This is a genomic window from Brevibacterium sp. K11IcPPYGO002 (genome assembly GCF_050920635.1).
In the GTDB taxonomy this organism is placed as follows: Bacteria; Actinomycetota; Actinomycetes; order Actinomycetales; family Brevibacteriaceae; genus Brevibacterium.
The window spans coordinates 702,299-726,491 of sequence record NZ_CP131929.1 but is presented as its reverse complement, the minus strand read 5'-3'; the positions used below and the strand labels follow the sequence as shown (position 1 = coordinate 726,491).

Annotated in this window: 24 protein-coding genes; 14 read left to right on the top strand and 10 right to left on the bottom strand. The window is 63.0% G+C overall.

The window, feature by feature from the left end:
• Nucleotides 1-23 precede the first annotated feature (23 nt).
• The 8 genes from QYM46_RS03260 to QYM46_RS03225 all read left to right on the top strand — a co-directional run bounded on the left by QYM46_RS03260 (nucleotide 24) and on the right by QYM46_RS03225 (nucleotide 7,777).
• Nucleotides 24-2,270: an HAD-IB family hydrolase gene (locus QYM46_RS03260; RefSeq protein WP_432790841.1), complete on the top strand. Its 2,247-nt coding sequence runs from the start codon at nucleotides 24-26 to the stop codon at nucleotides 2,268-2,270.
• On the top strand, nucleotides 2,264-3,181 hold the full coding sequence (locus tag QYM46_RS03255; RefSeq protein ID WP_432790840.1) for a hypothetical protein: 918 nt from the start codon (nucleotides 2,264-2,266) through the stop codon (nucleotides 3,179-3,181). Before QYM46_RS03260 ends, QYM46_RS03255 begins: the two co-directional genes overlap by 7 nt.
• Nucleotides 3,171-3,956 (top strand): acyl-ACP desaturase, encoded by a 786-nt coding sequence (locus QYM46_RS03250; RefSeq protein ID WP_166827603.1) that lies wholly within the window; start codon nucleotides 3,171-3,173, stop codon nucleotides 3,954-3,956. Before QYM46_RS03255 ends, QYM46_RS03250 begins: the two co-directional genes overlap by 11 nt.
• A gap of 151 nt (nucleotides 3,957-4,107) precedes the next feature.
• Nucleotides 4,108-4,719: a fasciclin domain-containing protein gene (locus QYM46_RS03245; RefSeq protein ID WP_432790839.1), complete on the top strand. Its 612-nt coding sequence runs from the start codon at nucleotides 4,108-4,110 to the stop codon at nucleotides 4,717-4,719.
• 125 nt (nucleotides 4,720-4,844) lie between these two features.
• The gene (locus QYM46_RS03240; protein WP_432790838.1) at nucleotides 4,845-5,486 is read left to right on the top strand and encodes a sigma-70 family RNA polymerase sigma factor; all 642 of its coding nucleotides are present in this window, start codon (nucleotides 4,845-4,847) and stop codon (nucleotides 5,484-5,486) included.
• Entirely contained in the window at nucleotides 5,483-6,289 is an 807-nt protein-coding gene (locus QYM46_RS03235) for an anti-sigma factor domain-containing protein (protein ID WP_432790837.1), read from the top strand. Before QYM46_RS03240 ends, QYM46_RS03235 begins: the two co-directional genes overlap by 4 nt.
• Before the next feature lie 145 nt (nucleotides 6,290-6,434).
• Nucleotides 6,435-7,046 carry a hypothetical protein gene (locus QYM46_RS03230; protein WP_432790836.1) on the top strand — a complete coding sequence of 204 codons (612 nt, stop codon included), beginning with the start codon at nucleotides 6,435-6,437 and terminating at the stop codon, nucleotides 7,044-7,046.
• A gap of 53 nt (nucleotides 7,047-7,099) precedes the next feature.
• Nucleotides 7,100-7,777, top strand: a complete 678-nt coding sequence (locus QYM46_RS03225) for an RES family NAD+ phosphorylase (protein ID WP_169251301.1) — start codon at nucleotides 7,100-7,102, stop codon at nucleotides 7,775-7,777.
• 262 nt (nucleotides 7,778-8,039) lie between these two features.
• On the opposite strand, the gene QYM46_RS03220 is transcribed toward QYM46_RS03225, so the two are convergent.
• The 3 genes from QYM46_RS03220 to QYM46_RS03210 form a co-directional block, all read right to left on the bottom strand.
• Complete coding sequence (locus QYM46_RS03220) at nucleotides 8,040-8,684, bottom strand: RES family NAD+ phosphorylase (RefSeq protein WP_432790835.1); 645 nt, start codon at nucleotides 8,682-8,684, stop codon at nucleotides 8,040-8,042.
• Nucleotides 8,681-9,274: a hypothetical protein gene (locus QYM46_RS03215; protein ID WP_432790834.1), complete on the bottom strand. Its 594-nt coding sequence runs from the start codon at nucleotides 9,272-9,274 to the stop codon at nucleotides 8,681-8,683. The genes QYM46_RS03220 and QYM46_RS03215 overlap by 4 nt, the downstream gene beginning before the upstream one ends.
• 119 nt (nucleotides 9,275-9,393) lie before the next feature.
• Entirely contained in the window at nucleotides 9,394-10,194 is an 801-nt protein-coding gene (locus tag QYM46_RS03210) for a hypothetical protein (RefSeq protein WP_432790833.1), read from the bottom strand.
• Nucleotides 10,195-10,331: 137 nt separating this feature from the next.
• Here QYM46_RS03210 and QYM46_RS03205 point away from each other — a divergent pair, with 137 nt between their 5' ends.
• Nucleotides 10,332-10,457 carry a hypothetical protein gene (locus QYM46_RS03205; RefSeq protein ID WP_432790832.1) on the top strand — a complete coding sequence of 42 codons (126 nt, stop codon included), beginning with the start codon at nucleotides 10,332-10,334 and terminating at the stop codon, nucleotides 10,455-10,457.
• An 88-nt stretch (nucleotides 10,458-10,545) separates the two neighbouring features.
• Here QYM46_RS03205 and QYM46_RS03200 read toward each other — a convergent pair whose 3' ends face one another.
• Nucleotides 10,546-11,754, bottom strand: coding sequence for an amidohydrolase family protein (locus QYM46_RS03200; RefSeq protein WP_432790831.1), 1,209 nt, complete (start codon nucleotides 11,752-11,754; stop codon nucleotides 10,546-10,548).
• Between the two features lie 66 nt (nucleotides 11,755-11,820).
• The gene (locus QYM46_RS03195; protein ID WP_432790830.1) at nucleotides 11,821-13,221 is read right to left on the bottom strand and encodes a DUF3100 domain-containing protein; all 1,401 of its coding nucleotides are present in this window, start codon (nucleotides 13,219-13,221) and stop codon (nucleotides 11,821-11,823) included.
• A 160-nt stretch (nucleotides 13,222-13,381) separates the two neighbouring features.
• Here QYM46_RS03195 and QYM46_RS03190 point away from each other — a divergent pair, with 160 nt between their 5' ends.
• Genes QYM46_RS03190 through QYM46_RS03180 form a run of 3 tightly spaced genes read left to right on the top strand, consistent with a single transcriptional unit; the run spans nucleotide 13,382 to nucleotide 16,501 of the window.
• Nucleotides 13,382-14,872: a chlorohydrolase family protein gene (locus tag QYM46_RS03190; protein ID WP_432790829.1), complete on the top strand. Its 1,491-nt coding sequence runs from the start codon at nucleotides 13,382-13,384 to the stop codon at nucleotides 14,870-14,872.
• Nucleotides 14,866-15,855, top strand: coding sequence for an ornithine cyclodeaminase family protein (locus QYM46_RS03185; protein WP_169251295.1), 990 nt, complete (start codon nucleotides 14,866-14,868; stop codon nucleotides 15,853-15,855). Before QYM46_RS03190 ends, QYM46_RS03185 begins: the two co-directional genes overlap by 7 nt.
• Nucleotides 15,848-16,501 carry a GntR family transcriptional regulator gene (locus QYM46_RS03180; protein WP_169251294.1) on the top strand — a complete coding sequence of 218 codons (654 nt, stop codon included), beginning with the start codon at nucleotides 15,848-15,850 and terminating at the stop codon, nucleotides 16,499-16,501. The genes QYM46_RS03185 and QYM46_RS03180 overlap by 8 nt, the downstream gene beginning before the upstream one ends.
• 25 nt (nucleotides 16,502-16,526) lie before the next feature.
• On the opposite strand, the gene QYM46_RS03175 is transcribed toward QYM46_RS03180, so the two are convergent.
• A complete protein-coding gene (locus QYM46_RS03175) occupies nucleotides 16,527-18,179 on the bottom strand; it encodes a hypothetical protein (protein WP_432790828.1) in 1,653 nt (550 codons plus the stop codon).
• 162 nt (nucleotides 18,180-18,341) lie between these two features.
• Between QYM46_RS03175 and QYM46_RS03170 the strand changes: the two genes are divergently transcribed.
• Nucleotides 18,342-19,559, top strand: a complete 1,218-nt coding sequence (locus QYM46_RS03170; protein ID WP_432790827.1) for a YbfB/YjiJ family MFS transporter — start codon at nucleotides 18,342-18,344, stop codon at nucleotides 19,557-19,559.
• Between the two features lie 73 nt (nucleotides 19,560-19,632).
• Here the strand turns inward: QYM46_RS03170 and QYM46_RS03165 are convergent, their stop codons facing one another.
• Nucleotides 19,633-20,370: an MBL fold metallo-hydrolase gene (locus tag QYM46_RS03165; RefSeq protein ID WP_039209173.1), complete on the bottom strand. Its 738-nt coding sequence runs from the start codon at nucleotides 20,368-20,370 to the stop codon at nucleotides 19,633-19,635.
• 341 nt (nucleotides 20,371-20,711) lie between these two features.
• On the opposite strand from QYM46_RS03165, the gene QYM46_RS03160 reads away from it, so the two are divergent.
• The gene (locus QYM46_RS03160) at nucleotides 20,712-20,855 is read left to right on the top strand and encodes a GPGG-motif small membrane protein (RefSeq protein WP_162835624.1); all 144 of its coding nucleotides are present in this window, start codon (nucleotides 20,712-20,714) and stop codon (nucleotides 20,853-20,855) included.
• A gap of 131 nt (nucleotides 20,856-20,986) precedes the next feature.
• Here QYM46_RS03160 and QYM46_RS03155 read toward each other — a convergent pair whose 3' ends face one another.
• Genes QYM46_RS03155 through QYM46_RS03145 form a run of 3 tightly spaced genes read right to left on the bottom strand, consistent with a single transcriptional unit; the run spans nucleotide 20,987 to nucleotide 24,151 of the window.
• Entirely contained in the window at nucleotides 20,987-21,697 is a 711-nt protein-coding gene (locus QYM46_RS03155) for a glycosyltransferase (protein WP_432790826.1), read from the bottom strand.
• Nucleotides 21,694-23,106 carry a PIG-L family deacetylase gene (locus QYM46_RS03150; protein ID WP_432790825.1) on the bottom strand — a complete coding sequence of 471 codons (1,413 nt, stop codon included), beginning with the start codon at nucleotides 23,104-23,106 and terminating at the stop codon, nucleotides 21,694-21,696. The genes QYM46_RS03155 and QYM46_RS03150 overlap by 4 nt, the downstream gene beginning before the upstream one ends.
• Nucleotides 23,096-24,151 (bottom strand): hypothetical protein, encoded by a 1,056-nt coding sequence (locus QYM46_RS03145; RefSeq protein WP_432790824.1) that lies wholly within the window; start codon nucleotides 24,149-24,151, stop codon nucleotides 23,096-23,098. The genes QYM46_RS03150 and QYM46_RS03145 overlap by 11 nt, the downstream gene beginning before the upstream one ends.
• Between the last annotated feature and the right edge of the window lie 42 nt (nucleotides 24,152-24,193).

Genomic DNA, 24,193 nt, shown 5'->3' with positions numbered 1-24,193 from the left:
CTCTCTATCCGATAGGTCTCCGCATGCACGCCAGCCGATACCTCTTGACCGGTGCCACAGGGTTCCTTGGTCAGGCGCTGCTCCAAGCGCTGCTCGAAAGCGACCCGCACGTCGCCGTCACCGCACTCGTTCGTCCCCGCGGAACCCAGTCGGGACATGATCGTCTGCAGCGGCTGCTCGGCAAGCCGGTCTTCGCGTCCTGGATCGATCGGGTCGGCGAAGAGACTGTGCGTGAGGCCTTCGAGTCACGGGTCACGGCCCTCGAGGGAGATCTCGCTGATCTGCCGCCCTTGACCGATCGCTTCGACGTCGTCATCCACTCCGCATCGAGCGTGTCCTTCGACGCTGCTATCGATGAGGCGTTCGACACCAATGTCGGGGGCGTCGAACGACTCTATGCCGCTCTGCGGGAATCGGATCAGAGCCCTCACGTCATCCATGTCTCGACAGCCTATGTCGGAGGCATCGCGAAGGGCCTCGTGCAGGAGTCCCGGCTGCCCCACACCGTCGATCATGGCGATGAGTTCCGGGCGGCCCGGCAGGCCAGGACCAGCGTCGAGTCCGAATCCAGACAGCCCGAGAATCTGAGTCGATTCATCCGCACAGCCCGCGCTCGACGCTCTCGGATGGGCCCGAAATCGGTGGCCGCCGGGGCGGAAGCCGCCAGGGAGAGCTATGTGCGGGATCGACTCGTCGAGTTCGGACGCACCCGTGCCCAGTCCCTCGGGTGGACAGACATCTACACCTTCACCAAGGCGCTTGCCGAGCGGATCGGCGAAGAGTGGGCAGCCGAGGGGCATCAGGTCTCATTCGTTCGCCCGTCCATCATCGAATCCGCGTTCCGTCGACCGAGCCCCGGGTGGATCGACGGCTTCAAAGTCGCTGACCCCCTCATCATGGCCTACGCCAAAGGAAGCCTCTCGGAGTTCCCCGGGCACGCCGATTCGGTGCTCGACATCATTCCCGTCGACTATGTCGTCAATGTGATCCTCGCCCTTGCCGAACAGGGTCCACTCGAGCGGCAGCCGGCAGAGCACGACAGCGGCTCCGGACAGCCGGATCGAGGGCATTCGGACTACTACCAGGTCGTCTCGGGCACGAGCAATCCCCTGCCGTTCCACCAGATGGTCGGAACCGTCCGCGAGTACTTCCTCGCCCACCCCCTGCCTGACACAGAGGGGGTTCCCACGGTGGTGCCCGAATGGAGCTTCCCCAGCTCCGAACTCATCGAACAGCGCATCCGGCTGAAGGAACTGGTCACGGGCGTCGGCCGCGAAGTCGTCGAGAGGCTGCCCGCCTCGACGCGCACACGCGCTCTGACCTCACGGCTGCACAGAACTGACGCCAAACTGAAGTCACTGCGTCAGTTCGCCGACCTGTACCAGCAGTACACGAAGACAGAGATGATCTTCGATGATGCGAACACGAGACGGCTGCTTGAGCGGCTGCCGGAGGACTGCTCGACCAACCGCAGGTTCGACGTGACCGAGATCGACTGGACGGAGTACTTCCAAGACGTCCACATCCCGGCGATCACAGAACTCACCCGCAGCTATTCGCGCAGACGCCGCCAGAACGAGGCCCCGCCCACTCCGCGTCCCCTGCCGCCCACTTCCGAGGCTCTGGCCGTCTTCGACCTCGACGGGACGGTGATCTCGGCGAACATCGTGCAGCAGTTCGCGGCGGTCGTGCGCGCCACGCAGCCGATCTACAAGTGGCCGGCGATGATGGGAACAATGGCCGGAGTCGTCCCCGGACTGCTGCGCGCCGAGTACCGCGACCGTTCGGATCTCATCCGCATGGTCAATCGCCGATATCAGGGCTTCGAACTCGATGAGCTCCGAGCGGCCGTCACCGGCCGCCTCGGGCAGACGATCCGCGACTCCATCCGCCCCCAGGCCCGGCAGCTCATCGACGAGCACCGCGCGGCCGGTCACCGCACGGTCCTGCTCACGGGCGCTCTCGACGTCCTCGTCGAACCTCTGGCCGATCTCTTCGACGAGGTGGTCGCAACCCGGATGGACGTCACCGATGACGGTGTTCTCTCGGGGTTCCTCGCGAGCCCTCCGCTGGTCGATGAGGCTCGGGCGAACTGGCTGCGCAAATATGCCGACACCGTGGGTGCCGACCTGGGACGTTCGACCGGCTACGGCGACTCTCTGGGCGACGCCGCGTGGCTCGAACTCGTCGGCAGCCCCGTTGCCGTCACTCCGGATCTCGGTCTCTACGGCCTGGCACTGAAGAAGCGATGGAAAGTGATGGAATGGTGACAAGCGACAGAACAATCCACGACCGCCGCGTCGAGCATCCGCCCGGGCATGTCGGAGGACGACTGTTCTCCGATGCGGAGCATCCCATCGTGCTGCGCACAGCATTCGATGTCGATGACTATCTTGCTCACGCTCGAGGGCGCATCGAATTCGACTCAGAGCGCATCGAGGTGCCCGGGGACGTGGCACGCGATCTCAGCTTCCTATGGCGGCTGGAGAACTCGGCGCTGGCCGAGACCCGAGCGATGTTCGCCTCCTGGACGTCCAACGAAGCGCGAATCACAGCCTTCGTGACGGGATGGGGCTACGAGCGGTACTGGTTGGCGCGGGCGCTGCGCGACATGCTCGAAACCGCCCTCAGCCCTGAGGACCTTCGCGGGGGCAGGTCACGGAGGCTGCGCGGAATGTGGGTCGAACGGGGCCTGCCGATCCTCGCACCTGTCGTCGGCGGACTGGTCAAGGAACCTCTCACCGCCGGGCACATGGCCAGGCTCGCGATCCAGGAGGCGGGCCTCCAGGCAGCTGAACGGGCAGTGCGGACACGACTCAGCGGTGAAGCCGCTCGCGTCCTGACCGAGATCATCGACCGGCGCGAGGCGATCGTCCGCTTCTTCCGTTCGGAGGCGGTGGCTCGGATCCGACGATCACGGATCGAAGCCCTCACCGCCCGCGCTCACCTCATGCGGCCGTGGGCTCCCCTGCGGATCGTCGGAGTGCCCGAACCGGATGAGGCCGGCGCTCTGACGAGCATCTTCGCCTCTGCCTCCGACAGACGACGTCTGATCGACTCGGATGCCGAGATCGGACGGTTCCTGCCGGGGAACCCGCAGCCTTCGATGAACCAAGTGACGGCGGCACTGCGCTCGACGCGCAGAGCCCATGCTCAAGCAGGGAGAAACCATGGCATTTGACTTCGACAAGTACGCCGAGACGTCCGAGGCGGTGAACTGGACCGATCTGGATCTCGATGTCTTCGACGACATGCCCTTGGACAGAGACACTCTCCGGTCGGTGCGATACATGTGCGACGTCGAGTATCACACCACATGTTTCGTCAGGGAGCTGCTCGTCACGCCTTCACACAGCGAGGACGCCACGGCAGCATTCATGACGATGTGGAACCGTGAGGAGTTCTGGCACGGAGAGGCATTGGCCGCCGTGCTCGAGAAACACGGGATCCACGTCGATTACGACGAGGTCAAAGCCAAGCGGATGAGCTTGGGGTGGAAACTCGCTCTCGGGCCTGCGAAGCAGTCGGTGCTGTCGAACATGGTGGGCACGGACTTCATTGCCGTGCATATGGCCTGGGGTGCGGCCAACGAACTCTCCGCCACAGCCGGATATCGCAGGATGGCGGCGATGCAGGACCACCCGGTGCTCTCTCCGCTGCTTGAGCGCATCGCCAAACAGGAGACTCGGCACGTGGCCTTCTACACGACTCAGGCACGGCAGAGACTCGAGGACAACCCCCGAGCTCAGAAGATCGTGCGCCTGGCGCTGGGAAAGCTGTGGAAGCCGGTGGGCTCAGGGATGATGGACGATGCCGAAGTCGAACATGTGATGAGTCATCTCTTCCAGGATCACACAGACGAACTGGACAAGCTCGACAAGAGCGTCCAGAAGCTGCCGGGTCTGGACTCGCTGACCATCTTCCGCGATGCCTTCGCCCGCTTGGGAGTCGGCTGACTGCGGCCCGCTCTGCGAAGGATAACTCAGGTTTCTTCTCCATCCGCCCATCCGGATGCTCGCCCGCTGCGAATACCCAGTACACAGCGAGCAATGGAGACCACTTCACTGCTGTGGGATCATCCGCATCACTGTTTCTAAGGAGTGCGGAATGGATTCCGGATCCGGCAGCGACGACTCCGGCTCGGAGTCGGGCAGCTCCGAATCCCAACCGGCTGACTCGAGCGAGTCCGAGATGCCCGACGAGTCCGGCGACGCGTCCATGGCCGATTCCGACCTCGTCGGCAAGGGCTGCTCGGCCTACGCCGAGGCGAACCCGGACGGGGCCGGATCCGTCGAGGGCATGGGCCAGGACCCGGTCGCCACTGCCGCGTCGAACAATCCGATGCTGACGACCCTGACCAAGGCGGTCTCGGGCGAACTCAATCCCGATGTCGACCTCGTCGACACCCTCAACGGTGACGAGTTCACGGTCATCGCCCCGGTCGACGACGCCTTCGCCGATGTGCCCAAGGACGACCTCGACGCCCTGGCCAAGGACTCGGACCAGCTGACGAAGGTTCTGACCTACCACGTCATCCCCGGACAGCTCTCCCCCGATGAGATCGCCGGTGAGCACGAGACCGTCGAAGGTTCGAAGGTGACCGTCTCCGGTGAGGGCGAGGACATGAAGTTCGACGATGCCGGACTGGTCTGCGGCGGTGTCAAGACCGCCAACGCCACGGTCTACATGGTCGACGCCGTGATGATGCCGGAGAAGTGACCGGAACCTCCACAGTGAGAGAGCATCACGATGCAGCGGCCGGGGTCGCCCCTCAGTCGCCCGCAGATCTCTCGTCCGATCGATACTCTGCGAAACGAAGCCTGAGGAGATGAGAACATTGGTGGATGAGCTCAGACGATCCGACGGCGTTTCGACATGGTCCCCCGGGGTCCCCGACCCTCTCCAGACAACAGGCCGCCGGCTCGCCCGACGACAGTTCGGGCGATGCCAGCGGGCGGTTGCTCGTGAGGATCGCCGGGGGTGATGCAGTCGCCTTCGAGCAGCTCTTCACGAACCAGTCGAGCATCCTCATGGCCGTGATCGTCCGGATCGTCAAGAGCCGAACACTGGCCGAGGAGGTCCTGCAGGACTGCTTCACCGAGGTGTGGACGCGGTGTTCGGGATTCGACCCGACCCGCGGCAGCGGACGGGCATGGCTGATCACTCTGTGCCGCAGACGCGCCATCGACTGTGTGCGCAGTGTTCAGTCCCAGCAGGACCGTGACCTCGCCGACGGGCTGCGCACCTCCACCGAGGCGGTGGAAGGAGTCGAGCAGACTGTGATCGACCGGGCGGAGTCGGATCGCACGGTCTCCGCGTTGAAGATCCTCCCCGAAGATCAGAGCAGGCCGATCGTCATGGCCTTCTATCAGGGCATGACCCACACTCAGATCTCGGAGAATCTCCAGGTGCCGCTGGGTACCATCAAGTCACGGATCAGAGACGGAATGAAGAAGCTGCGAGAAGAGTTGGGGGCAAGCCGATGAGCGCAGATCGTGACTATCTGGCTGCCGGGCTGGCCCTCGGCGGGCTCAGCGACTCCGAGCTCGCCGAGGCTCAGGCGCTGGCCGATGCCGATGCCGAATTCCGTGCCGAAGTCGCCGCCTATGCCGACGTCATGGCCGACGCGGCCGAATCCGATGAACCGGTCGAGGTCAGTGCGACTGCCCGCAATGCGATTCTCAGCATCCCCCGAACACATGCGCAGCAGAGGCCGACGGACGGACCGCAGAGCCCGGCGACTCATACCCAGGCGGACCCGACTGCAGCGACCCCGGTCGCGCTCGCGTCTCCGGCTTCGCTGGCCGACCATCGCGAGTCACGTCGCCGCTCATGGCTGCCGTATGCGGCCGCTGCGGCCGCTCTCGTGGTCGCGACCGGCTCCGGGGTGACTGTCTGGCAGCAAACGCAGCGTCAGAACCAGCTCGAGGAGGATCTCACCACCGCGCAGCAGCAGCTCGACGATTCCACACGGCTGATGCAAGCCGATGATCTGCGCACGAGCACCGATGAGCTTCCGGAAGGAGGAACGGTCACCGTGTCATCCTCGGAGTCCGAACAGCTCATCCGGATCAGCCCCGAGGATGTCGGACGGGCTCCAGAGGGGAAATCACTGCAGATGTGGGTGATCGGCGACGAGGGGCCCGAAAGTGCCGGGCTGATGACCGGAGAATCGACGACGATCGCCGGCCACGCTTTCACCGACGGCAGCGTCTTCGGCATCACCATCGAGCCGGAGGGCGGATCGGACCAGCCGACCACGGACCCGGTCGTGGCGATCAACCTGTAAGGCCCGAGGCCAACCTCGAAGAGTCTTCCGTCCTTCGGGGAGTTGCTCCAAGGCAGGTGGGCTCGACGGCACCATGTAGCAATTGAATACTCTGCTGCCGAAAGTGCACAAGTGCTACACTGGAGAGCAGACGCAGGAGGTTGCCATGACTGCACAGGCGCATCAACCTATGGCCCCAGATGAGCAAGTGGATTTCGATGGCCTGAGCCCCCACGAGGTTCAAGACGCCATTCGGCTCTACAAACAGCGCAAGCGGCTCCGGGTGTCCGGTCGTGCCACGCTGCGAAAGCACATCGATCAGGACTATGTCGACAATGCGCAGATCGTTTCTGGAGCGACTCAGCGGCAGGCGGTCCGCAGTGGTGAGATTCGGAAGCGGCTCCTCGAGAGTGAAGGTGCAGCCACTTGCTCGGCCGTGGCTGACATGCGCGGCTCCAACGAGAAAGCCGCACGTCAGTGGGTATCGCGCCAGCGCCACGAACAGAGGCTATTCACCGTCGAGGCACAAGGGCGAGTCATCGTGCCCGCCTTTCAGCTCGACGACGAAGGCGACCTCGACAAGGCGGTCAGCAGCATAATCGTCCAGCCTATGCTCAAGGCTGGCGTCCGCGCATGGGCAATCTGGGCATGGAGCACACGACCGACTGGACTCCTCAGCGGGCGGGTCCCCGCCAAGCTGGTCCACGAGAAGCCAGAGGTGGTTGAGAACGCGGTCAAGATCCACATCGATGACCTCGACTTCCCAGCCGGCGCATGAGTCCCGCGTTCAGACCCGAAGCGCTGACCTGCCCGGAGCCGTCTACGTGCACGGTGGCGATCGATACGCTGACTGACCTGGCTCGCAGAGGCCGACTGCCGTCGACGACCATCTCCGCAGACACAGCCTGGAGTCGCGTTTATGACTCCCGGTTCGGACGCACGGAGTTCAACCCCGGGTTCGGCAACGCGCGGTTCTCCCCGTTCGACTCCGAACTGGGCGAGAACCGGGTTGCCGTCATATACCTGGCAGGAACCCCAGAGGCCGCCCTCCTCGAAGGCAGTCTCCGGGATGTCGACGTGAGCGGCATTCCGGAAGCGGAGGAGGAGAGCTTCCACGGACTTCTGCACGTCGAACTGCTCGCCTCAGAAGAGATGAAGGTTGCCGACCTTCGAGATCCGCAGTTGGACGATCTTGGCCTGAAGCGGACAGCGATTTCGTCCAGCCCCAGCCAGCATTACCCCTGCACTCGCACTGTCGCCAAAGCCGTCCATGCTTCGCCTCAGAATTTCAGCGGCATCATCTGGCACTCCCGGCAAGTAGAAGTCAGCCGACTGCCACGAGTGCCCGTCATTGTTCTCTTCGAAGAGCGTCTGAGCCGAGGCCGTGACGCCTTCCGTCTCAACCCGGGACGAGACTCCATCGGCTCCCTCTACGAAGGCGAAGGGCGAGTACAACTCGATACGCTGCTCGACCGACTCGGTGTGTCCGTCGTGGACTATTGGGACTGATCACTGGCGGAGTGACCAAACTGCGCCCTCACCCCTTGGTCATCACGAACACCGTCACCGAGCTCACGGCCAAGTTGATCCGCAGCTTGCCGTCGCCGTCTCCACCACAACCACCACGGGCGCCGATGTCCTCATCGTGAGGACGTCGGCACCACACGGCCGGATCGGCCTAGTTGGGCCTTCCTTCGCCAGCACTGGACAGCGAGCTCGATTCAGCCCAATAGCCGTCGGCCCCACGCATCCTACCTCGGACTCCCAGCATTCACCTGATCGGCCAGCCCAGCCGTTTGCGGACTTTCGCCGCCATGACTCGAACATCATCGTGTTCGAGCGTGCGGGAGAAGCTCGGAGTTTCTGGAAACGCCGAGGCGGCTCGTGCGAACAGCACGACTGCCGGATCACCCACGACAGCAGACGGGACCCAGAGACCATCGATCCGATCACCCAGCTGATCATGGATGGCTGCGGCCCATGCACGACAGGTGCTCTTCGACGCCTGCGGAAGCGAGGCAGTTGCGCCATGGCGCAGCGCCCAATCCCCAGATCCTTCACCGCCGGTCAGGTTGAGCAATTCAAGCGGCCGGCTCGGGATCCATCCCGATAATGCTCTGTCTGACGTCAGTGTGATCGCCCGGGCGGCCTGGAACACCTCAGTGAAGCAGGTGATGTAGCTCGACGCAGTGTAGGACACCCCGGCAGTCGACTGAGCACCCAGCGGCCCGGGGTGCGGGTCCCAGCGCTGACTGCGAATCGGTCCTGTCCAGCGAAGATCATTCCAAGCCGCCGGATATTGCCCCGAGGTCGTATGGATTCTCCATAACGCTCCGCCATGCTGGTAAACGGTCCCCGGAGGAAGCGTCAGCGGAACTTGGGGGCTGCGAGGGTTCTTCGCCCGAGCGGGACTCACTCATACGCCAGTTCAGCAACCAACGACGCGACAGCCTCAACTGCCCCTCCGGCACTCAGCCACTCGACAGGCGACCTGCCGCCCAGCTCGTCGTTCTCCTCTGTCATGAACCGCTGAATAGTCAGCGGGTGGGCGTACCGAGGGAATTCCGGGATGATCGCTCGCAGTCCCGGAACCACCCGATTCCCGCCGAACTGCCAGTCGGGAAACAGTGTGGAGCGTCCGTTATTCGTCGGCAGAGCATACAGGTCACCTGTCAGCTTCGATCGACGGATGCTGGCTCCTTGCCGTCCCAGCAGTTCGGCGACCTCACCGGTCGTCAGCGCGGAGTCTCGAGCTTCCTTCTCCGCAAGCGTCCGATCCTCAGCGACCTGGATGCGCGCGGCCTCGTGCGACTGCGCGGACAGGTCCTCTTCAGTGAGGTCGGTGACCTCAAGCAGGAAGTCGCGTTCGCCTGCGGACAGGGGCTCCGAGGCCGGACCGCTCATCTCGCGGAGGATGTCCAAAAAGGCATCAACGCTCAGGGGATTGCCCCGACGGTTCAGGGCAGTCTCCAAACGCTCCGTGTGGTCGAATGCCTCAGTACTCATACACACCATGTTACAGCGTGACAACAGGTAACTCCATAGATTAGGGAAATTGCCTTGACACCCAACACAGTTTTGCTTCGTTTCGCTAAAAGGGCCCTCAAGGATGCCGTCCCGGCCACTCACCCCTTCGTCATCACAAACACCGTCACCGAGCTCCCGGCCAAGTCGATCCGCAGCTTCCCGTCATCGCCCATGCCGCCGCTCTGAGCGTCCGACGCCCCGGACGCATCCGGCGAACTCGATGCCGACTCCCCAGCCGACGAAGAAGCCCCACCAGAAGCCGAAGCCGCCGCCCCATCCCCACTGAAAGGAACTGAGTCAGGCAGCGGATTCGCCGGAACCACCTGAGTCGCACCCTTCACATCATTCGACTCCCCATAAACCTGCGAGGCCGAGTCGACAGCAAACCCCGAAGGCATCGACAGCGTCACAGGATTCCCACCCACCGATGCCGCGTCGTTCGCGTTGATCACCGTCGTGACCAGGGTGCGGCCGTCGTTCTTGACCACGGTATAGGCGCTCATATTCCCACCGCCGGAAACCGAGGTCTTAGTGAAATGCCCACCGACACTCGGCACCAACAGCCGCAGCCCCAACATATTCGGACGAACTTGAAACGCATTCGACCGGTCCCCGTGATCGGCCGGATCACAGATGAGCGACATCGGCGCTCCCCCATTGCACGCACCAAGCATCGAATGCATGGCCATGCGCTCGACTCCGAGCGTGGCCGCATACAGTGTGTAATCGGCCGCCCACAGCGCCGAGGCGTTCGTCAGCGACGTGTCATTCGTCCCCGGGCAGCTCGTCGGCCCGGTCTCCTCGAGCCACAGCGGCACACCGGCCGCATCGGCCTTTGACTTCCCGATGCCGAGGTTCTTCTTCGCCGCCTCTTTCGCCAGCGGGACGATTAGGTTCACCGCCTGCGGGACTGGCCACCCTGGCCGCCGGCCTGCAGTCGCATCGACTCGAGCTGCTCGACGGTACGGGCGTCATCGTCGGCATCGACAAGTTCATGTCTGAGTGCCGGGCCCTGCCGAACTTCACCGGTAACGCCGTGGCCTCTCTACCCGGTCAGAACCCGTTCGATGAGTTCTCGCTCGAACCGGATGCCCACGGTGCGCCGACGAATGCCCCCGAGGCGGCTCGCCCCACTAAAGGCGAGTGGGTCTCCGTGAACTGACCGACGGTCCCTCTTGCTCGACTTCCCCCACGGGTGCCGACGCCCTCATCGTGAGGACGTCGGCACCCGTGGCTTCTTCAGACGGTCGTTACCGCGCGCCGCCGAGCATCTCTCCGCCACTCGCGATGAGTTGTCCACCTTTGTACACGTCTCGTTCCCGTGGAGTGTCCATGATGGCCGCAGTGACACTGTCGGAATCGAGGACGATGAAGTCCGCAGGTGCACCGAGGGCCAGCCCGAATTGCGCGTCGTCGGTGAGTTCTGTTCCGTCGGGCCGCTGTCCGGCCATGACCTGTGCACCACCCCTGGAAGCGATGTCGAAGCAGTGCTCGATCGCATCGTCGCGACGGAATCCATTGGTGAATGCCAGCTGCCACGTCCGACGAAGCAGATCGCCGTCTCCGTAGGGGCTCCAGTAGTCGCGTTGTCCGTCCTCACCGAGTCCGATGGCAACTCGATGGTCACCGAGGATGCTCTGCGGCAGGCTGCCTTTCTGCGGGGCGACGGTCGTCACCGAAATCCCGGCATCGGCGATGAGTTCGACCAGCTTCCGGACTTCGGGTTCGGGATTCGTGTTCAGAGCGAAGGCATGCGAGATGGTCACTTTTCCCTCGAGACCCAGTGCCTTTGTCCTGTGTGCGATCTCTTCAAATGAGTAGATTCCAGCGGTGCCTCCTTCGTGGAGGTGGATGTCGACTCCTTTGCCGTGCTTTTCCGCGAGTTCGAAGACGATGTCGAGGTGTGTCTTGGGGTCCCTGTCGTACTGCACCGGGTCAAGTCCGCCGACCAAGTCGGCTCCTTCGGACAGTGCGGCGTTCAGCAGGCCCTTGACGCCCTTTTCTCTCACTATCCCGGCTTGAGGAAATGCGACGATCTGCGAATCGAGGACATCGTCGTATGCGGACAACGCATCACGAACTCCGCTGAAGCGTTCGAGGAGGCAATCCGAATCGATCTGAGTGTGCGAGCGGATGCGCGTTCCTCCGGAGGCAATGATGGTGGCGATGGCGAAGCTGGCCTGGTCGCGTACGCTGCGCTCCCCGTTCCGCCAGTTGGCGCGGTCGTTCATGATGTAGCCGTGCAGGGTGCCGTCGGCCGTGTGAGGCCGGAACCGTTGGCCCATGCGGTTGGAATCGAGATGGGCATGGACATCGCCGAGGCTCGGCAGCAGCAGTTTCGACGGACCGGCCTCTCCGGTCGGGGTGATCGCATTGATCCTGCCATCAGCGACCTCGATGTCGACTGCAGCGTCATCGTGGCGGCGGGCGAATATGCGGACGTTTTTCACAGTGGTCATTTGACTCCCTCGGTCGTGTGGCGGTCTTTTGGTGGTAGGTGGGCTCCAGTCGATCGAGACCTGAAGTCAGAGATGCAGCACTGTCTGAGCGAGAACGGCAGCGACGACGAACGAGCTGGTTAAGGTGATGAGAGCGATGACAACTACACGCCAGCTGAGCTGCTTGACCGCCTTCACGTCACGCCCCAGGCTCAAACCGATGAGTGCCAGTTGCAGGAGGCCGAACAACATCACGTCCATACCGTCGACCAGGCCGGTAAGAGAAGCGGAGAAGGGCACGAAGGGGGCGCTGATAATCGTCGCGAGTCCCAGAACCCAGACGCTTGCCGGAACGGCCGGAACCCATCGTGCCATTTGGAACGACATAGCTGTTAGCGCCAGCAGGAAGACCGTGCCGAGCAGCTGTCGAGGCTCGAATGCACCTGTCCCGATCGCATTGAGCAGGAGTCCGAGTCCTCCTGCGCTGGCGTAGACGAATAGCGAGACTTTCCGCCCGGTGGGTTCGGGCGGGTCCGAAGGTGCTGCCCCTTCTGCTTTTACTGCCCCGCCATCGTCTGAGGGAACCTCAGAGACATCGCCGGCGGAGCCCCGGCGAGTATTCTCCGCCCGGGAGGCATCGCCATCGGGAACAGCTCCCCGAGCAACCAGCTTCGCTTCCTCGATCTCAACCGTGGGACGCCTCCAGATCCTGGTCCAAAACAGATACAGCTTGCGCGCCAGCGGCAGTGAGAGGAAAACGCCTGCATAGAATCCGACGATATTGGTGACGAGGTTGGACAATCCTGCCAACGCCATGATTTCAGTTGCTTGAGATGGATAGAGGACAGACAGGGCCCCGACCCCGCCCAGCATCATCGATGACGACCCGAGCCCGAGTCCCAGAGCGAGAGCCAGAGGGTGGAGAATATCGAGGCTGCCCAGCAGTCCTGCAATCAGCGAGATGTAGAGCGCACCGAAGAGTGATCCGAAGATCCACACTCCGAAGACGCCCCGATACTCCGGTGATCGAGTTCCGAACCGTTCAATGGCGAAAGCCAGAAATGACTCACGATCGACAGACCAACTCGCCCCTATCGCCGACCGCCCCATGCGCAGTCCCACTGCAATCGGCAACGCAATGATGACAGTGCCGAAGATGTGGCCGACTTCCTGCAGCAGGATCGCAGGCCCGAGGTTGGTGACCTTGCCGATAGAGGGCCCGATGCCCATGCCGAGAAGCGCAAGGAACAGAACGATTCCTATGCGAATCTGCGGCTCACCGACTGCACGGACCCGTCCAGTGATCGGCAGAATTTTCTGGAGCCCGACGATTGCGCCGATGAGAACTGCCCAGATGATAGGAAACAGCACGATTGCCGCTGGCCCGATTCTGATGGTGTGCTCACCGATGACGATCGCGACGAGGGAGATGGCGAACCCCAGTCCGACCGAGACAACCCAGTGCTTCAGCCCAGCCTTTTCGGGCATAGATCCAGCCGAGCCAGTACTCGAAACAGATGATGACGACTGTGTCATTTGTATACCAATCGATGTGAATGGAGCGAACAGTTTCCGCTTGTTCCGCATGAATCATTGCATATCTCGCATCACGTTACAATAGTCACATTCCATCTGGTATACCTAGAGTATGGATTTCTCAATTCGTGCACAGCACATCCTGGCGGGCTCCGGTGCTCATCGGCACTGGGTGAAGGATGGCTACGTTCACGTTCGCGACCAGACCATTGTCGGCATCTCACACACTCGGCCATTGACTCAGACAATCATGGACCTCGGCGAAGTGGTTATGCTTCCAGGCCTCATCGACCTCGATGCCTTAGTTGACATCGACCACCTGCTCCTCGATTCATGGCACGACCCTGAAAATTCCCTCCTTCTGTCGGGCTCCGTCGACCACTGGACTTCGCGCCCCTCGAACGTGCTCACACCTGAGGAACGCACAACTCTTCGTACATTCGGCCTCGTCCAGCTCGCTCTGCACGGGATCACCAGCTATATGCCCATCGCTTCGGAAGTCCATCTCGAATGGGATGAATCGACAGACGAACTGCGGGAACTGGCCCGCGTCTCGAAACAATTGGGACTCAGAGGGTGGCTTGGCCCGTCCTATCGATCATCGGTAGTTGCCGCAGCCGCAGATTCGAACGGACGAATCTCCCGTTCCTTGGTCGATGACGAAAACCGCGGTGAAGCCGGCTTGAGGCGAGCACTCGAGTTCGCTGACGAGATCACGGCCGCGGCAGACCCGCTCATCCACCCGGTCCTTCTGCCGTGCCGCATAGAGACGATGAGCGACGAGCTCCTCCGCGCAACCGCGGCAGAAGCAGAAAAGCGCCATCTTCTGGTGCGCCTCCACAGTTTGCAACAGGGATGGGAGCGCGAACTCATTCAGGAACGCAGCGACCTGACCCCGTTGCAGCTGATCGAGCAGGTGGGCCTGCTCAATGAGCGTCTCCTCATACCGCATGCACTGTGGACGGATCGCCACCCACGGCTGGGAGGACTCGAGACCCCCGCCAAAGAATCTGCGGATCTGCGCCGACTCGCTGCAGCCCGGGCCAGTGTGATCCACTGCCCGCTGACATCATTCCGCTACGGAGAAGTCCTCCACACGCTCAGCGACTACAACGCGGCAGGAGTCACTATGGCCATGGGCACTGACTCGTTCCCACCGGATCTCATCCGCGGCATCGATGTCGGAGTGCACGCTGCAAAGGCGCGGTTCGGATACGGGTCGGCCGATGTGTCTCAGTACATCAATGCAGCGACGAGCGGCGGCGCAGCCGCGCTGAATCGCCGGGATCTCGGAACCATCGAACCGGGCGCCACAGCCGATTTCACCGCATTCTCTCTCAGTGACTTCCTCGACGGCGTCCACGATGACCCGCTGCGCACATTAGTCCTAGCCGGTACCGGAAGAAATGCCGTGTTCTCCATGGTCGCAGGACAGACAGTCATGCGAGACGGGGTGATTCCGGGCATCGATCTCGACATGCTGAGGGCCGAGGCACAGGCGGTCTTTGAGAAATTGCGCGAAGGGTACGCCGTTCGCGATCCATTGGGGCGCTCGACCGATGAAATCTTCCCTCCGACATTTCCATTGGAGCGCTTATGCTGATCCTCACCCGTTCCGACCTCGAAGCGTTGGTCGACACCGACGCGACCATTGCTTCTCTGCGGGAGGTGCTGAGTCGACAGAGCGAGAGCGCGCTGACGGTGGCTCCCCACGCGCTGCGATTGGACGACGATTCAGCGTTCGTCCCGATGATCGGCGCTGACCTCGTGTCAGATATCGTCACGAGCAAGACCCTCATGGACAGCCCAAAGAATGCGAGACTCGGGCTACCGTCGCAACGCTCAGCGATCACCGTCATCGATCGGAACTCTGGCGAGGTGAGAGCCATCCTGCACGGTGGAGTGCCCACTCGCGTGCGCACTGCGGGAGTATCTGCCGTTGCCACCGATGCTCTTGCTCGCCCCGAAGCTTCCGTTCTTGGCCTCATTGGTGCAGGGGCGCTGGCGGTCGAACATGTCCGAGCTGTCAATCGCGTAAGACCTTTGGAGACTGTTGTCGTGTGGAGCAGAACGCGAGAGTCAATGCAGCGATTTCATACTCAACTGGAGAAAGTCTGGAATGATGGCACCATGCCCCGAGTCTCCAACGCGTCTGCACCCGAAGACGTAGTCTCTCGCAGCGAGATCATCTGCACGCTGACGCCCAGCGTGACACCCGTGGTCAAGGGTTCGTGGTTGCGGCCAGGACAGCATATCAACGTGGTCGGGGCCCGTCCGCGACCAACCGATCGAGAAGTCGACGCGGATGCCTTCGATCGCAGCCAGGTGTTCGTCGATCATCTGGACACAGTGGCTCACGAGTCCGGAGACTATCTGCTGGCCAGGGGCGAAGACGGTCGACTGCCCGAAATCGTTTCGGAACTCAGCAGGGTACTGCGCGGGGAGGTCGCTGGCCGCCGAACGTCTGAAGATATCACTCTCTACAATTCTGTCGGCGTAGGTCTCCAGGACACAGCCATCGTCAACGTCATCCTGGAAGCTGCTGCGGCGTCAAAAGCCGGGACGGTCGTGGATATCGATGCCTGAATCCCGCGCGGGAAGTCTGACCGAACAGGCCGAAATCGCCGTTCGCGAAGGCATCATTTCAGGCAGATATGAACCAGGATGCCGCCTGCGAGAACGAGAGCTCTCCGTCGAACTGGGTGTCTCGCGCGTGCCCGTACGTGAGGCACTTCGGAATCTGGAGTTTCAGGGATTTGTCACTATTCAGCCGCGGCGCGGGGCTATCGTGCGCGAGATGTCGACTCAGGACGTCGATGAGCTCTTTGATTTGAGAACCGCACTCGAACCTCTGGCTGCAGGCGCCGCCGCGCGCAGGTACCGAGCTGGGGAGCGACACGAAGGGCTCGACCACGCAATGGAAAAGGCACAGGAGGCGACCGATTCGGCTGATGCCCAGGCCATCCTGCTTGCGAACTCCGAGTTCCACACCGAGCTGGTCCTCGCCGCCCGACACCATATGCTCACCGATGCTATGGCACCGGTGCTCGCTCGCACCAGGTGGCTCTTCGCACAGACTGCCGACCGAAGCGCGGAAATCCAATCCCATGAACATCATCAGATCTACGAGTCGATTCACTCAGGTCAGGACAGGCTGGCCGCCGCCTACATGCTTGCGCATGTGGAATCGGGTCGGCAGCCGTCACTGGATGTCATCGCTGACCAGCGCTGACGGCGTGCCACAGCCTTTCCAGCGTTCACCCCTTGGTCATCACGAACACCGTCACCGAGCTCCCGGCCAAGTCGATCCGCAGCTTCCCGTCATCGCCCATGCCGCCGCTCTGAGCGTCCGACGCCCCGGACGCATCCGGCGAACTCGATGCCGACTCCCCAGCCGACGAAGAAGCCCCACCAGAAGCCGAAGCCGCCGCCCCATCCCCACTGAAAGGAACTGAGTCAGGCAGCGGATTCGCCGGAACCACCTGAGTCGCACCCTTCACATCATTCGACTCCCCATAAACCTGCGAGGCCGAGTCGACAGCAAACCCCGAAGGCATCGACAGCGTCACAGGATTCCCACCCACCGATGCCGCGTCGTTCGCGTTGATCACCGTCGTGACCAGGGTGCGGCCGTCGTTCTTGACCACGGTATAGGCGCTCATATTCCCACCGCCGGAAACCGAGGTCTTAGTGAAATGCCCACCGACACTCGGCACCAACAGCCGCAGCCCCAACATATTCGGACGAACTTGAAACGCATTCGACCGGTCCCCGTGATCGGCCGGATCACAGATGAGCGACATCGGCGCTCCCCCATTGCACGCACCAAGCATCGAATGCATGGCCATGCGCTCGACTCCGAGCGTGGCCGCATACAGTGTGTAATCGGCCGCCCACAGCGCCGAGGCGTTCGTCAGCGACGTGTCATTCGTCCCCGGGCAGCTCGTCGGCCCGGTCTCCTCGAGCCACAGCGGCACACCGGCCGCATCGGCCTTTGACTTCCCGATGCCGAGGTTCTTCTTCGCCGCCTCTTTCGCCAGCGGGACGATGAGGTTCGGCGCCTGCGGACCGCGCCCCGGCACCTTCGACGAATCACAGTCGTAGAGCTGATACCAATGCTGCGCGAGCGCGGTCTTGTTCTTGACATCAGAGTCCAAGAAGGCCGTCATCCACGCCCCGTCGTAGACATCGGGACCGATGATCGGCGCCTCGGGCCGTTTCGCATGGATCGCCTTGGCATACGCCTCGAGCTGCCTGACGTACTTGTCTTCGTTCCAGCCGTCCTCCCGGACGGCACCGTCGGGAACATCGTCGACGGTATAGCCATTGGGCTCGTTCCCGATCCCCAGACCGATGAGCGAATCGCCGAGGATGTCGACCGCATGCGCGGCCATGTCGGCTCCCCGCTCCGGATCGTAGACACCGAGGGGAACGCCGAGGGTGACCGTCGACCCGGTGGCATCGACGAGCTTCTTCAGCCTCTTGAGGTCATCAGGAGTGATCGTGGTCTTCTCGCCGTGCTTCGGCGCCTCCCCCTTCGACGTCCAGAACGTCCTCCGGTCGAGGGCATTGCCGGCGAACCGCAGTGCCGGAGACCCGAGCGCTTTCAGCTGCTCGTCGAGGTTGGACTTCGCCGGGTCGAGCCGCGGGTCGGCAAGGTCGGTGGCTTCGAAGGAGACTCCGATGTTGTCGGACCTGAAGCTCGGTCCCGTCTGTTCAGCGGTCGCGGTGATCGATGCGGCATCACCCGAGGCGCTGTCAACATTCGCCTGCTCGAATTCGGTCGGCGTGGGACTCGGCTCCGGGGACTGATTCGAGGACGACGAACCGTCCGAATCGAACCACGAACATCCCGACAGCACGAGGGCGAGCGCCACCACGCTGCCCTGGATACTCCTTCTGAGGTTCACTCCGATAACTCTGCCCTGTCCCCGCAGAATCGACAACTTCCACAGTGCCTTCGGGAGGCCTCCCGTCCGAATACCCCACCCGCCGAGGCGCCCGCCCCACGCCCATGGCATCGTAAGGGTGAAGATCACGCCACCTGAGCCCACCCGAGGAGAGGAACCGCCATGCCCGACAACGTCGCCCGGCCCTCCCTCACCCCCATCCGCGGGGCCTTGGGTATGTCGGTGGCGATGGGCATGGGCCGGTTCTTCTATACCCCGGCCCTGCCCCTCATGGTCGCAGCCCTCCACTGGAGTTCGGCTCCCGGCGCATGGATCGCGACGCTGAACTACGTCGGCTACTTCATCGGCACCCTCGTCATCGCCCAAGGCTGGGTCGAACCCAACCGCTTCGTCTACCGCCTCAGCCTCATCGTCTCCACTCTGGGTCTCGCCGCGGTCGCCTTAACCCCGAACCTCATCTGGCAGGGCGGCATCCGCACGATCGCCGGCATCGCCTCGGGGCTGATCTTCGTGTGCGTGACCCAACGGATACCCGCGAACTCCCGCCGGCCCCGCGACGGCGGCATCTCCTACGGCGGAGTCGGCTTCGGCATCCTCGTCTCCGGAGCGATCGTGCTCGCCGCCGGGAGCTTCGCCGACTGGCGTCAGCTGTGGCTCATCTGCGCGGCTGTGTCCGCGGTATTCTCGATCATCGCCTGGACGTGGCCCATCCCCGCCCGGATCCCACAACACCCCACCCTCGCCGACCCGACCGATACCACCACCAACCGCTCCCCCGCAGACACCACCAGACCCAACACCGACGATCCCGCCGAGGCGGCCACCCCCTTCGACGCCAACCGTCGGCGAGCCATGGCCGTCCTCTCCACCGGCTACTTCTTCCAAGGCGGCGGCTACATCATCATCGGCACCTATCTCGTCGTGCTCGCCGGCCCCGTCTTCGGCGCCACCGCGGCCGCCTCGACGTGGCTCATCGCCGGAATCGCGACGGCGGCCTCTCCCCTGACGTGGTCAGCCGTCGCCGCCCGCATCGGCACGGTCAAGGCTCTGACGCTCTGCTACTGCCTCCAGGTATTCGGTGCCCTGCTCGCCGTCTTCGGCTCCTCCCCAGTCGTGCTCATCATCGCCGCAGCCCTCTTCGGCTTCACCTTCATCGGGGTGGTCATGATGACGATCGGCGTCGGCACGCAGCTGGGAGTCGCGAACGCCTCGGCGAAGCTGACGTCCTGGTACAGCATCGGTCAGATCGTCGGACCGGCCGTCGTCGCAGCGGCGCTGAGCGAGCATATCGCCGCCGCCTTCGTCGCCTCGGCGATCGCTCTGGCCATCGCCATGGTCCTGACCTTGGTCGGCGTCCTCGCCGGCAATGTCGGGCGGTGACGCGTGCCGGCCATCTCTGTGTCTCGGCGGTCAGCTGCCAACGGCCCTCCGCCGCGGTTGCCGGTGCGAGCGGTCAGAAAGCTATGCGCAAGTCGGGTTCGGCGGTGAGGACCTCTCCATCGAAGTGCTCGCCTGCATCTTCAGCGGACGCTGAACGGTCATTGCCTGGCCAGAAATGGGTGAGAAGCAGCCGCTTGGCACCGGCTCTCTGAGCCCACTCACCGGCTTCGGAAGCAGTCAATAGGTTGCGGCGGGTGCTGTCCTGCTCGCCGGGTCGGTCGGTGGCATCAACGATGTAGAGATCGGCTGCGCGACCGAGATCAGCGAGTCCCGGATGCGGTCCGGTGTCTCCGGTGAAGGCGACCGCTGCCGTCGCGGTCTCGAGGCGAACTCCGTAATTGGGCACGAAATGCGGCAAAGACACGGAGCTGAGCCTCAAAGGCCCGACTTCGAAGTGCCCAGGCAGCAGATGGATGTCGAATGCCGAGGTCATGTCGAGGCCTGGTTCCACAGCGCCGAGGCGGTCGATGACTCCGGCGGGGCAGTACAGCGGCAGCTTCTTCGTCGGTGTCTCGGCATACTGACGGAAACGGAACAGCGCGTGAAGATCGATGCAGTGGTCAGGGTGTTCGTGAGTGATGACAACCGCATCGATCTCAGCATCTGGCACATGACTCAACAGGCGCGGGAACGTGCCATAGCCGAGATCGAGCACAAGTCGGAACCCATCCCAGTCAAGGAAATAGCCGCTGCAAGCCTCCCCTGGGACGGGGTGGGCGGCCGAGGCTCCGAGGACCGTGAGTGTACGCATCACATCAGCCTGTCACGCCTGCCTCGTACCGTCCACATTCTTCGTCATACGGGGGTCGGGACCGATCGCCTCTCTCACTCCGCTGTGGCCGCGAAGACGACCCCTCTGTGAAGGAGGAGGTATCGTTCGCGGTGTTTACGCTGTAATCTTCTCGGCGAGTGCTGTTTGAGGTCGGCAGACTCGGAGGATGCAAAGGCACATGGAATCGCACCCTTCGGCCGGCCAAGTGAAAGGCAGCTCTCCGACGTCGCTGCGCTCAGCCTCGGCGTTGATCAGATTCCGCACCGGCCATCGATCCGGTGGTGCCACGCTCACAGCGAAACCGATAAGGAAGAGAAATTATGGCTATTGTCCTATGGATCCTCGCAGCGCTGCTCGTCGTCTCGGGCGTCTTCGCGATCTTGCGTAAGCAGATTCTTTGGGGCGTCGTCCTCATCGTCGTCGGCTGCCTCGTGGGGCCAGGAGGGGTGAGCATCTTCGCCTGATCTGCTCGCACCGTCACGTGAGGCGTCTCTCTCCGGAGGGGCGCCTCACGTGCAGGTGGAGAACGAGTCAGGACCAGAGCGCCACCGCCCCGTAAGCGCCCCGATCTTCGGGACCGGAAGGCACCACCGCTTCAGCTCAGCTGCCGCAGATAGCTGCTGAATCCGCCGCGCGTGCGACCGGACAGACGAGCAGACGTGAGCACTCTGCAGTCGTCGGTTCTGCGGATATCTCCGCCCTCCCGCAGCACCGCGTCGACGATTGCCTCGTCCTCACCGCACACCAGCGGCGGTACGCCGCCCATGGCTTCGAGCACGCCGGCGCGCAGACCCATGTTCGCTCCGAATATGTACGGGTGGTTCTCGAGCAGTTCGTGGTTGGCATGCCAAGCTGCGATCAGTTCGGTCGATGCTGTCTCCGGGCGTGGGGCCACAGTGCCCACCAGGCAATCGACACCTGTAGCGGCGAGTTCAAGATGTGTGGTGATCCAATGTTCGGGCACTCTGCTGTCGGCGTCTGTGAATGCGATCCACGCCGAGTCGGAGTCTTGCTCTGTCGTCGATTTCTCTTTTCGCATGAAGTGCCTCCATCCGAAGTCGCGGGCTCGACCCACGGACTGAAAAGAGGTCGCGAGGACGAAGACGTCGCGATGTCGGGCGGCGAAATCCTCGACGATGCCCTCCGTGGCATCGGTGCAGGCATCTGCCACGACAAGTACTCGAAACCGACAGTTGATGCCTCTCTCGACAGCGCATGAGCGCGATCGCTGCACCGACTCGAGGCACCCGAGGATGTCTTCCTCCTCATTATGAGCCGGGATGATCACACCCAAACGCGTGATCATGCGTGCCCCTCGGCCGCGGATGGGCGGAAATCCTTTTCGATCGTGATGATGTCCAGACGATAATCCCCTTCATACCGGTGTTCGATCCGATGACGAGGCCAGGCGCCTAAGCAGATGCGATGCACTTCATCGGCATCCAGTGGCCAATCGTCGATCTCTCCCCTCCAGTGGCAGAGCACGAGGACGAAACGAACCGTTGTCGAGCCATCGATCTTCTCCAAGGTGTCGAAGAGCTGGGAACGACTGAGGTAGAAGCCGGTCTCCGACAGCACGACGCAGTCGAAAGTGCCCTGGGGCCACTCGAAGGGAATGGTGGCATGGACGAAGTTGATTGCCGATGAAGGCGCAGCCCCTCGGCGTCTGGCGATTCGCAGAGCCTGCGAACTCGCATCGACTGCCGTCACCTGCGCCCCGACACCAGCGAGCTCATGGGTCAGAGCGCCGACCGAGCAGCCGATCTCAAGGATATGAGCGTACGGAACCGCAGGCAGATGGGTGAGGAGATTCCTGCGTTTGGCGATCTCATATTCGGAACTCCACACCTGCCAGGGGTCACACCGTTGAACGTGGACTTCGTCGAAGACCGCAGAGGCCGCACTGGCGTCGTGGAGCGTCTGTGAGCTGCCGCCGCCGCAGGAAACCGGAGTCGCGGCGGCGCGGAAGTCCGAGACCGCGAAGGTGTCTCCGCCACGACGGAAATGGTCGAGATGAGCGGGGCCGACGATTGCTTCGTCTCCGGGCTGATCGGATAGCGCTGAGACCTGCGAGGGATAGCAATCGAACACTGCCTGCCTGTCGAAGTTCGCTGGATCGGGCAGAAACGACCAGCTGCGCCACGCCTCGTCGGCGGGGTCTGCCCAATGCCAGTACCAGATCGGGTACTCGAGCACCGTCGTGTGGCGGTCACGCCCCAGCTGCAGGGCTGCCGCTCCGATCGCCTCATGATCGCCATGTCCGTCCCGGCTGTAGGGTGAGACGAGCACGACGTGCCCCTGGTGCTGGTCCACTTCGACCGCGATCTCGTCGACGATCCTCTGGCTGAATGCGTCCAGCTGCCCATCAGGCAACCCCACGAAACGGCGGGACAGACGCTCGTGATCAAACAGATCCAGTGCCGCATCGAACTCGCGCAGACGCATCTCTCTGAGTTCCTTCGTCGAGTGGGTGGGAGACGCCGGATGGGATCGTTCCCCTGCGGTGAAGAGCAGGACGACGACTCGATGAGCGGACCGGCGCAGGCGGGCCAGCAGGCCGGCGGCTCCAAGGGCCTCATCGTCCGGATGTGCGGCAAGGATGATGAACGTGGCCCCGGCAGGCATGGCCTCGACCCCGAGCGCGGGAAGATCCTGCACACCGGCTTCCCTCCAACAGGCTTCGGGCGTACCGGTGTCACGATGGTCAAAACCCATTGTGGTCGACCTTCGTGCGCAGTTCCGTGCCGAGAGCGGCTTCATCGCGTGGACCGTGGTGCTGACTGATGTAGACGGTGAGGTCAGCGTCGGCTTTGGCGAAGCCGACATCGCCTGTCAGCGCCGCCGGTCCCGCGATTTCGCGACTCAGGTGCTGGATCCGGCGAACTCCTGAGTAGACGATATTGCGCACTGTCAGGGCCACGGTCCAGGCACGTGCACGGGAGTACTCGTCACTCCCGTCGGCTGCGGCCGCTGCCTGCGCGAAGACGCTACGAATCGAGAAGATCTCAGCCTCGAGCTGACCGATCAGCATCTCACCGACTGTGGATGGGTTGGAGCGCTTGCTGTGCCGCCGCACGGCGTTTCTTGCCAGTCCCACGGCTGCGCCGAACCAGCACGCTGCCACTCGGATGCCTCCCCACGCGAACGCAGGTCGATCCAGGTACCAGTTCGGCGGACCGAGGACGGTGACGGGCGTTTTCGTGAATGCGACACTTCCGCTTGGGATCTCCTGCAGCCCCACGCTCGGCCACGCAGTCGGCTGGACCTGCACTCCGCGATTCCTGAGGTCCACGGCACAGGCGTACGATCCTCTGCCGCTGCCGGCGATGACGATCGCGTGGGAGAGTTCGCCCGCCAAGGAACACCAGGCTTTTTCCCCAACGATCACGGCCTGTTCGCCATCTGCACACACGGTGAGGACGTGAGCTGGAGACTCGGCGGCGTAGACCCCCCAGGTCGAGCCATCGGGTGCGTCGTGTCCGGCTTCGGCAAGGATGCCCAGCGCATCCACATGGGGTTCGAGCATCCGAGCGACAGCGACATCGACGGCCGCCACTTCGAGCAGCGACTCCCACTGCCGCATCTGAGACGACGTCCCGGTGAGTTCGAGAAATCGACTCAAGGCGCGAACCTTGTCAGCGGTCTGCGCATTGCTGGTGACCAGCTTCCTGAGCTCGTCGCGGCAGGCAGGTTCGTCGCGCCAGGAGCCCAGAGGCGCCGAAATCATCCCAGTGACGTCTAACCGATGCTGTGTGTTCATGTCGAGTCTTTCTGAAATCGTCGGGCAGGTCCTTATCAGCCA

What these genes read in the sequence shown, in the direction of transcription:
- QYM46_RS03260 (WP_432790841.1), top strand. Translation starts at nt 24, where the DNA reads ATGCACGCCAGCCGATACCTCTTGACCGGTGCCACAGGGTTCCTTGGT.
- QYM46_RS03255 (WP_432790840.1), top strand. Translation starts at nt 2,264, where the DNA reads ATGGTGACAAGCGACAGAACAATCCACGACCGCCGCGTCGAGCATCCG.
- QYM46_RS03250 (WP_166827603.1), top strand. Translation starts at nt 3,171, where the DNA reads ATGGCATTTGACTTCGACAAGTACGCCGAGACGTCCGAGGCGGTGAAC.
- QYM46_RS03245 (WP_432790839.1), top strand. Translation starts at nt 4,108, where the DNA reads ATGGATTCCGGATCCGGCAGCGACGACTCCGGCTCGGAGTCGGGCAGC.
- QYM46_RS03240 (WP_432790838.1), top strand. Translation starts at nt 4,845, where the DNA reads ATGAGCTCAGACGATCCGACGGCGTTTCGACATGGTCCCCCGGGGTCC.
- QYM46_RS03235 (WP_432790837.1), top strand. Translation starts at nt 5,483, where the DNA reads ATGAGCGCAGATCGTGACTATCTGGCTGCCGGGCTGGCCCTCGGCGGG.
- QYM46_RS03230 (WP_432790836.1), top strand. Translation starts at nt 6,435, where the DNA reads ATGACTGCACAGGCGCATCAACCTATGGCCCCAGATGAGCAAGTGGAT.
- QYM46_RS03215 (WP_432790834.1), bottom strand. Translation starts at nt 9,274, where the DNA reads ATGAGTACTGAGGCATTCGACCACACGGAGCGTTTGGAGACTGCCCTG.
- QYM46_RS03200 (WP_432790831.1), bottom strand. Translation starts at nt 11,754, where the DNA reads ATGACCACTGTGAAAAACGTCCGCATATTCGCCCGCCGCCACGATGAC.
- QYM46_RS03195 (WP_432790830.1), bottom strand. Translation starts at nt 13,221, where the DNA reads ATGCCCGAAAAGGCTGGGCTGAAGCACTGGGTTGTCTCGGTCGGACTG.
- QYM46_RS03190 (WP_432790829.1), top strand. Translation starts at nt 13,382, where the DNA reads ATGGATTTCTCAATTCGTGCACAGCACATCCTGGCGGGCTCCGGTGCT.
- QYM46_RS03185 (WP_169251295.1), top strand. Translation starts at nt 14,866, where the DNA reads ATGCTGATCCTCACCCGTTCCGACCTCGAAGCGTTGGTCGACACCGAC.
- QYM46_RS03180 (WP_169251294.1), top strand. Translation starts at nt 15,848, where the DNA reads ATGCCTGAATCCCGCGCGGGAAGTCTGACCGAACAGGCCGAAATCGCC.
- QYM46_RS03170 (WP_432790827.1), top strand. Translation starts at nt 18,342, where the DNA reads ATGCCCGACAACGTCGCCCGGCCCTCCCTCACCCCCATCCGCGGGGCC.
- QYM46_RS03165 (WP_039209173.1), bottom strand. Translation starts at nt 20,370, where the DNA reads ATGCGTACACTCACGGTCCTCGGAGCCTCGGCCGCCCACCCCGTCCCA.
- QYM46_RS03160 (WP_162835624.1), top strand. Translation starts at nt 20,712, where the DNA reads ATGGCTATTGTCCTATGGATCCTCGCAGCGCTGCTCGTCGTCTCGGGC.
- QYM46_RS03155 (WP_432790826.1), bottom strand. Translation starts at nt 21,697, where the DNA reads ATGATCACGCGTTTGGGTGTGATCATCCCGGCTCATAATGAGGAGGAA.
- QYM46_RS03150 (WP_432790825.1), bottom strand. Translation starts at nt 23,106, where the DNA reads ATGGGTTTTGACCATCGTGACACCGGTACGCCCGAAGCCTGTTGGAGG.
- QYM46_RS03145 (WP_432790824.1), bottom strand. Translation starts at nt 24,151, where the DNA reads ATGAACACACAGCATCGGTTAGACGTCACTGGGATGATTTCGGCGCCT.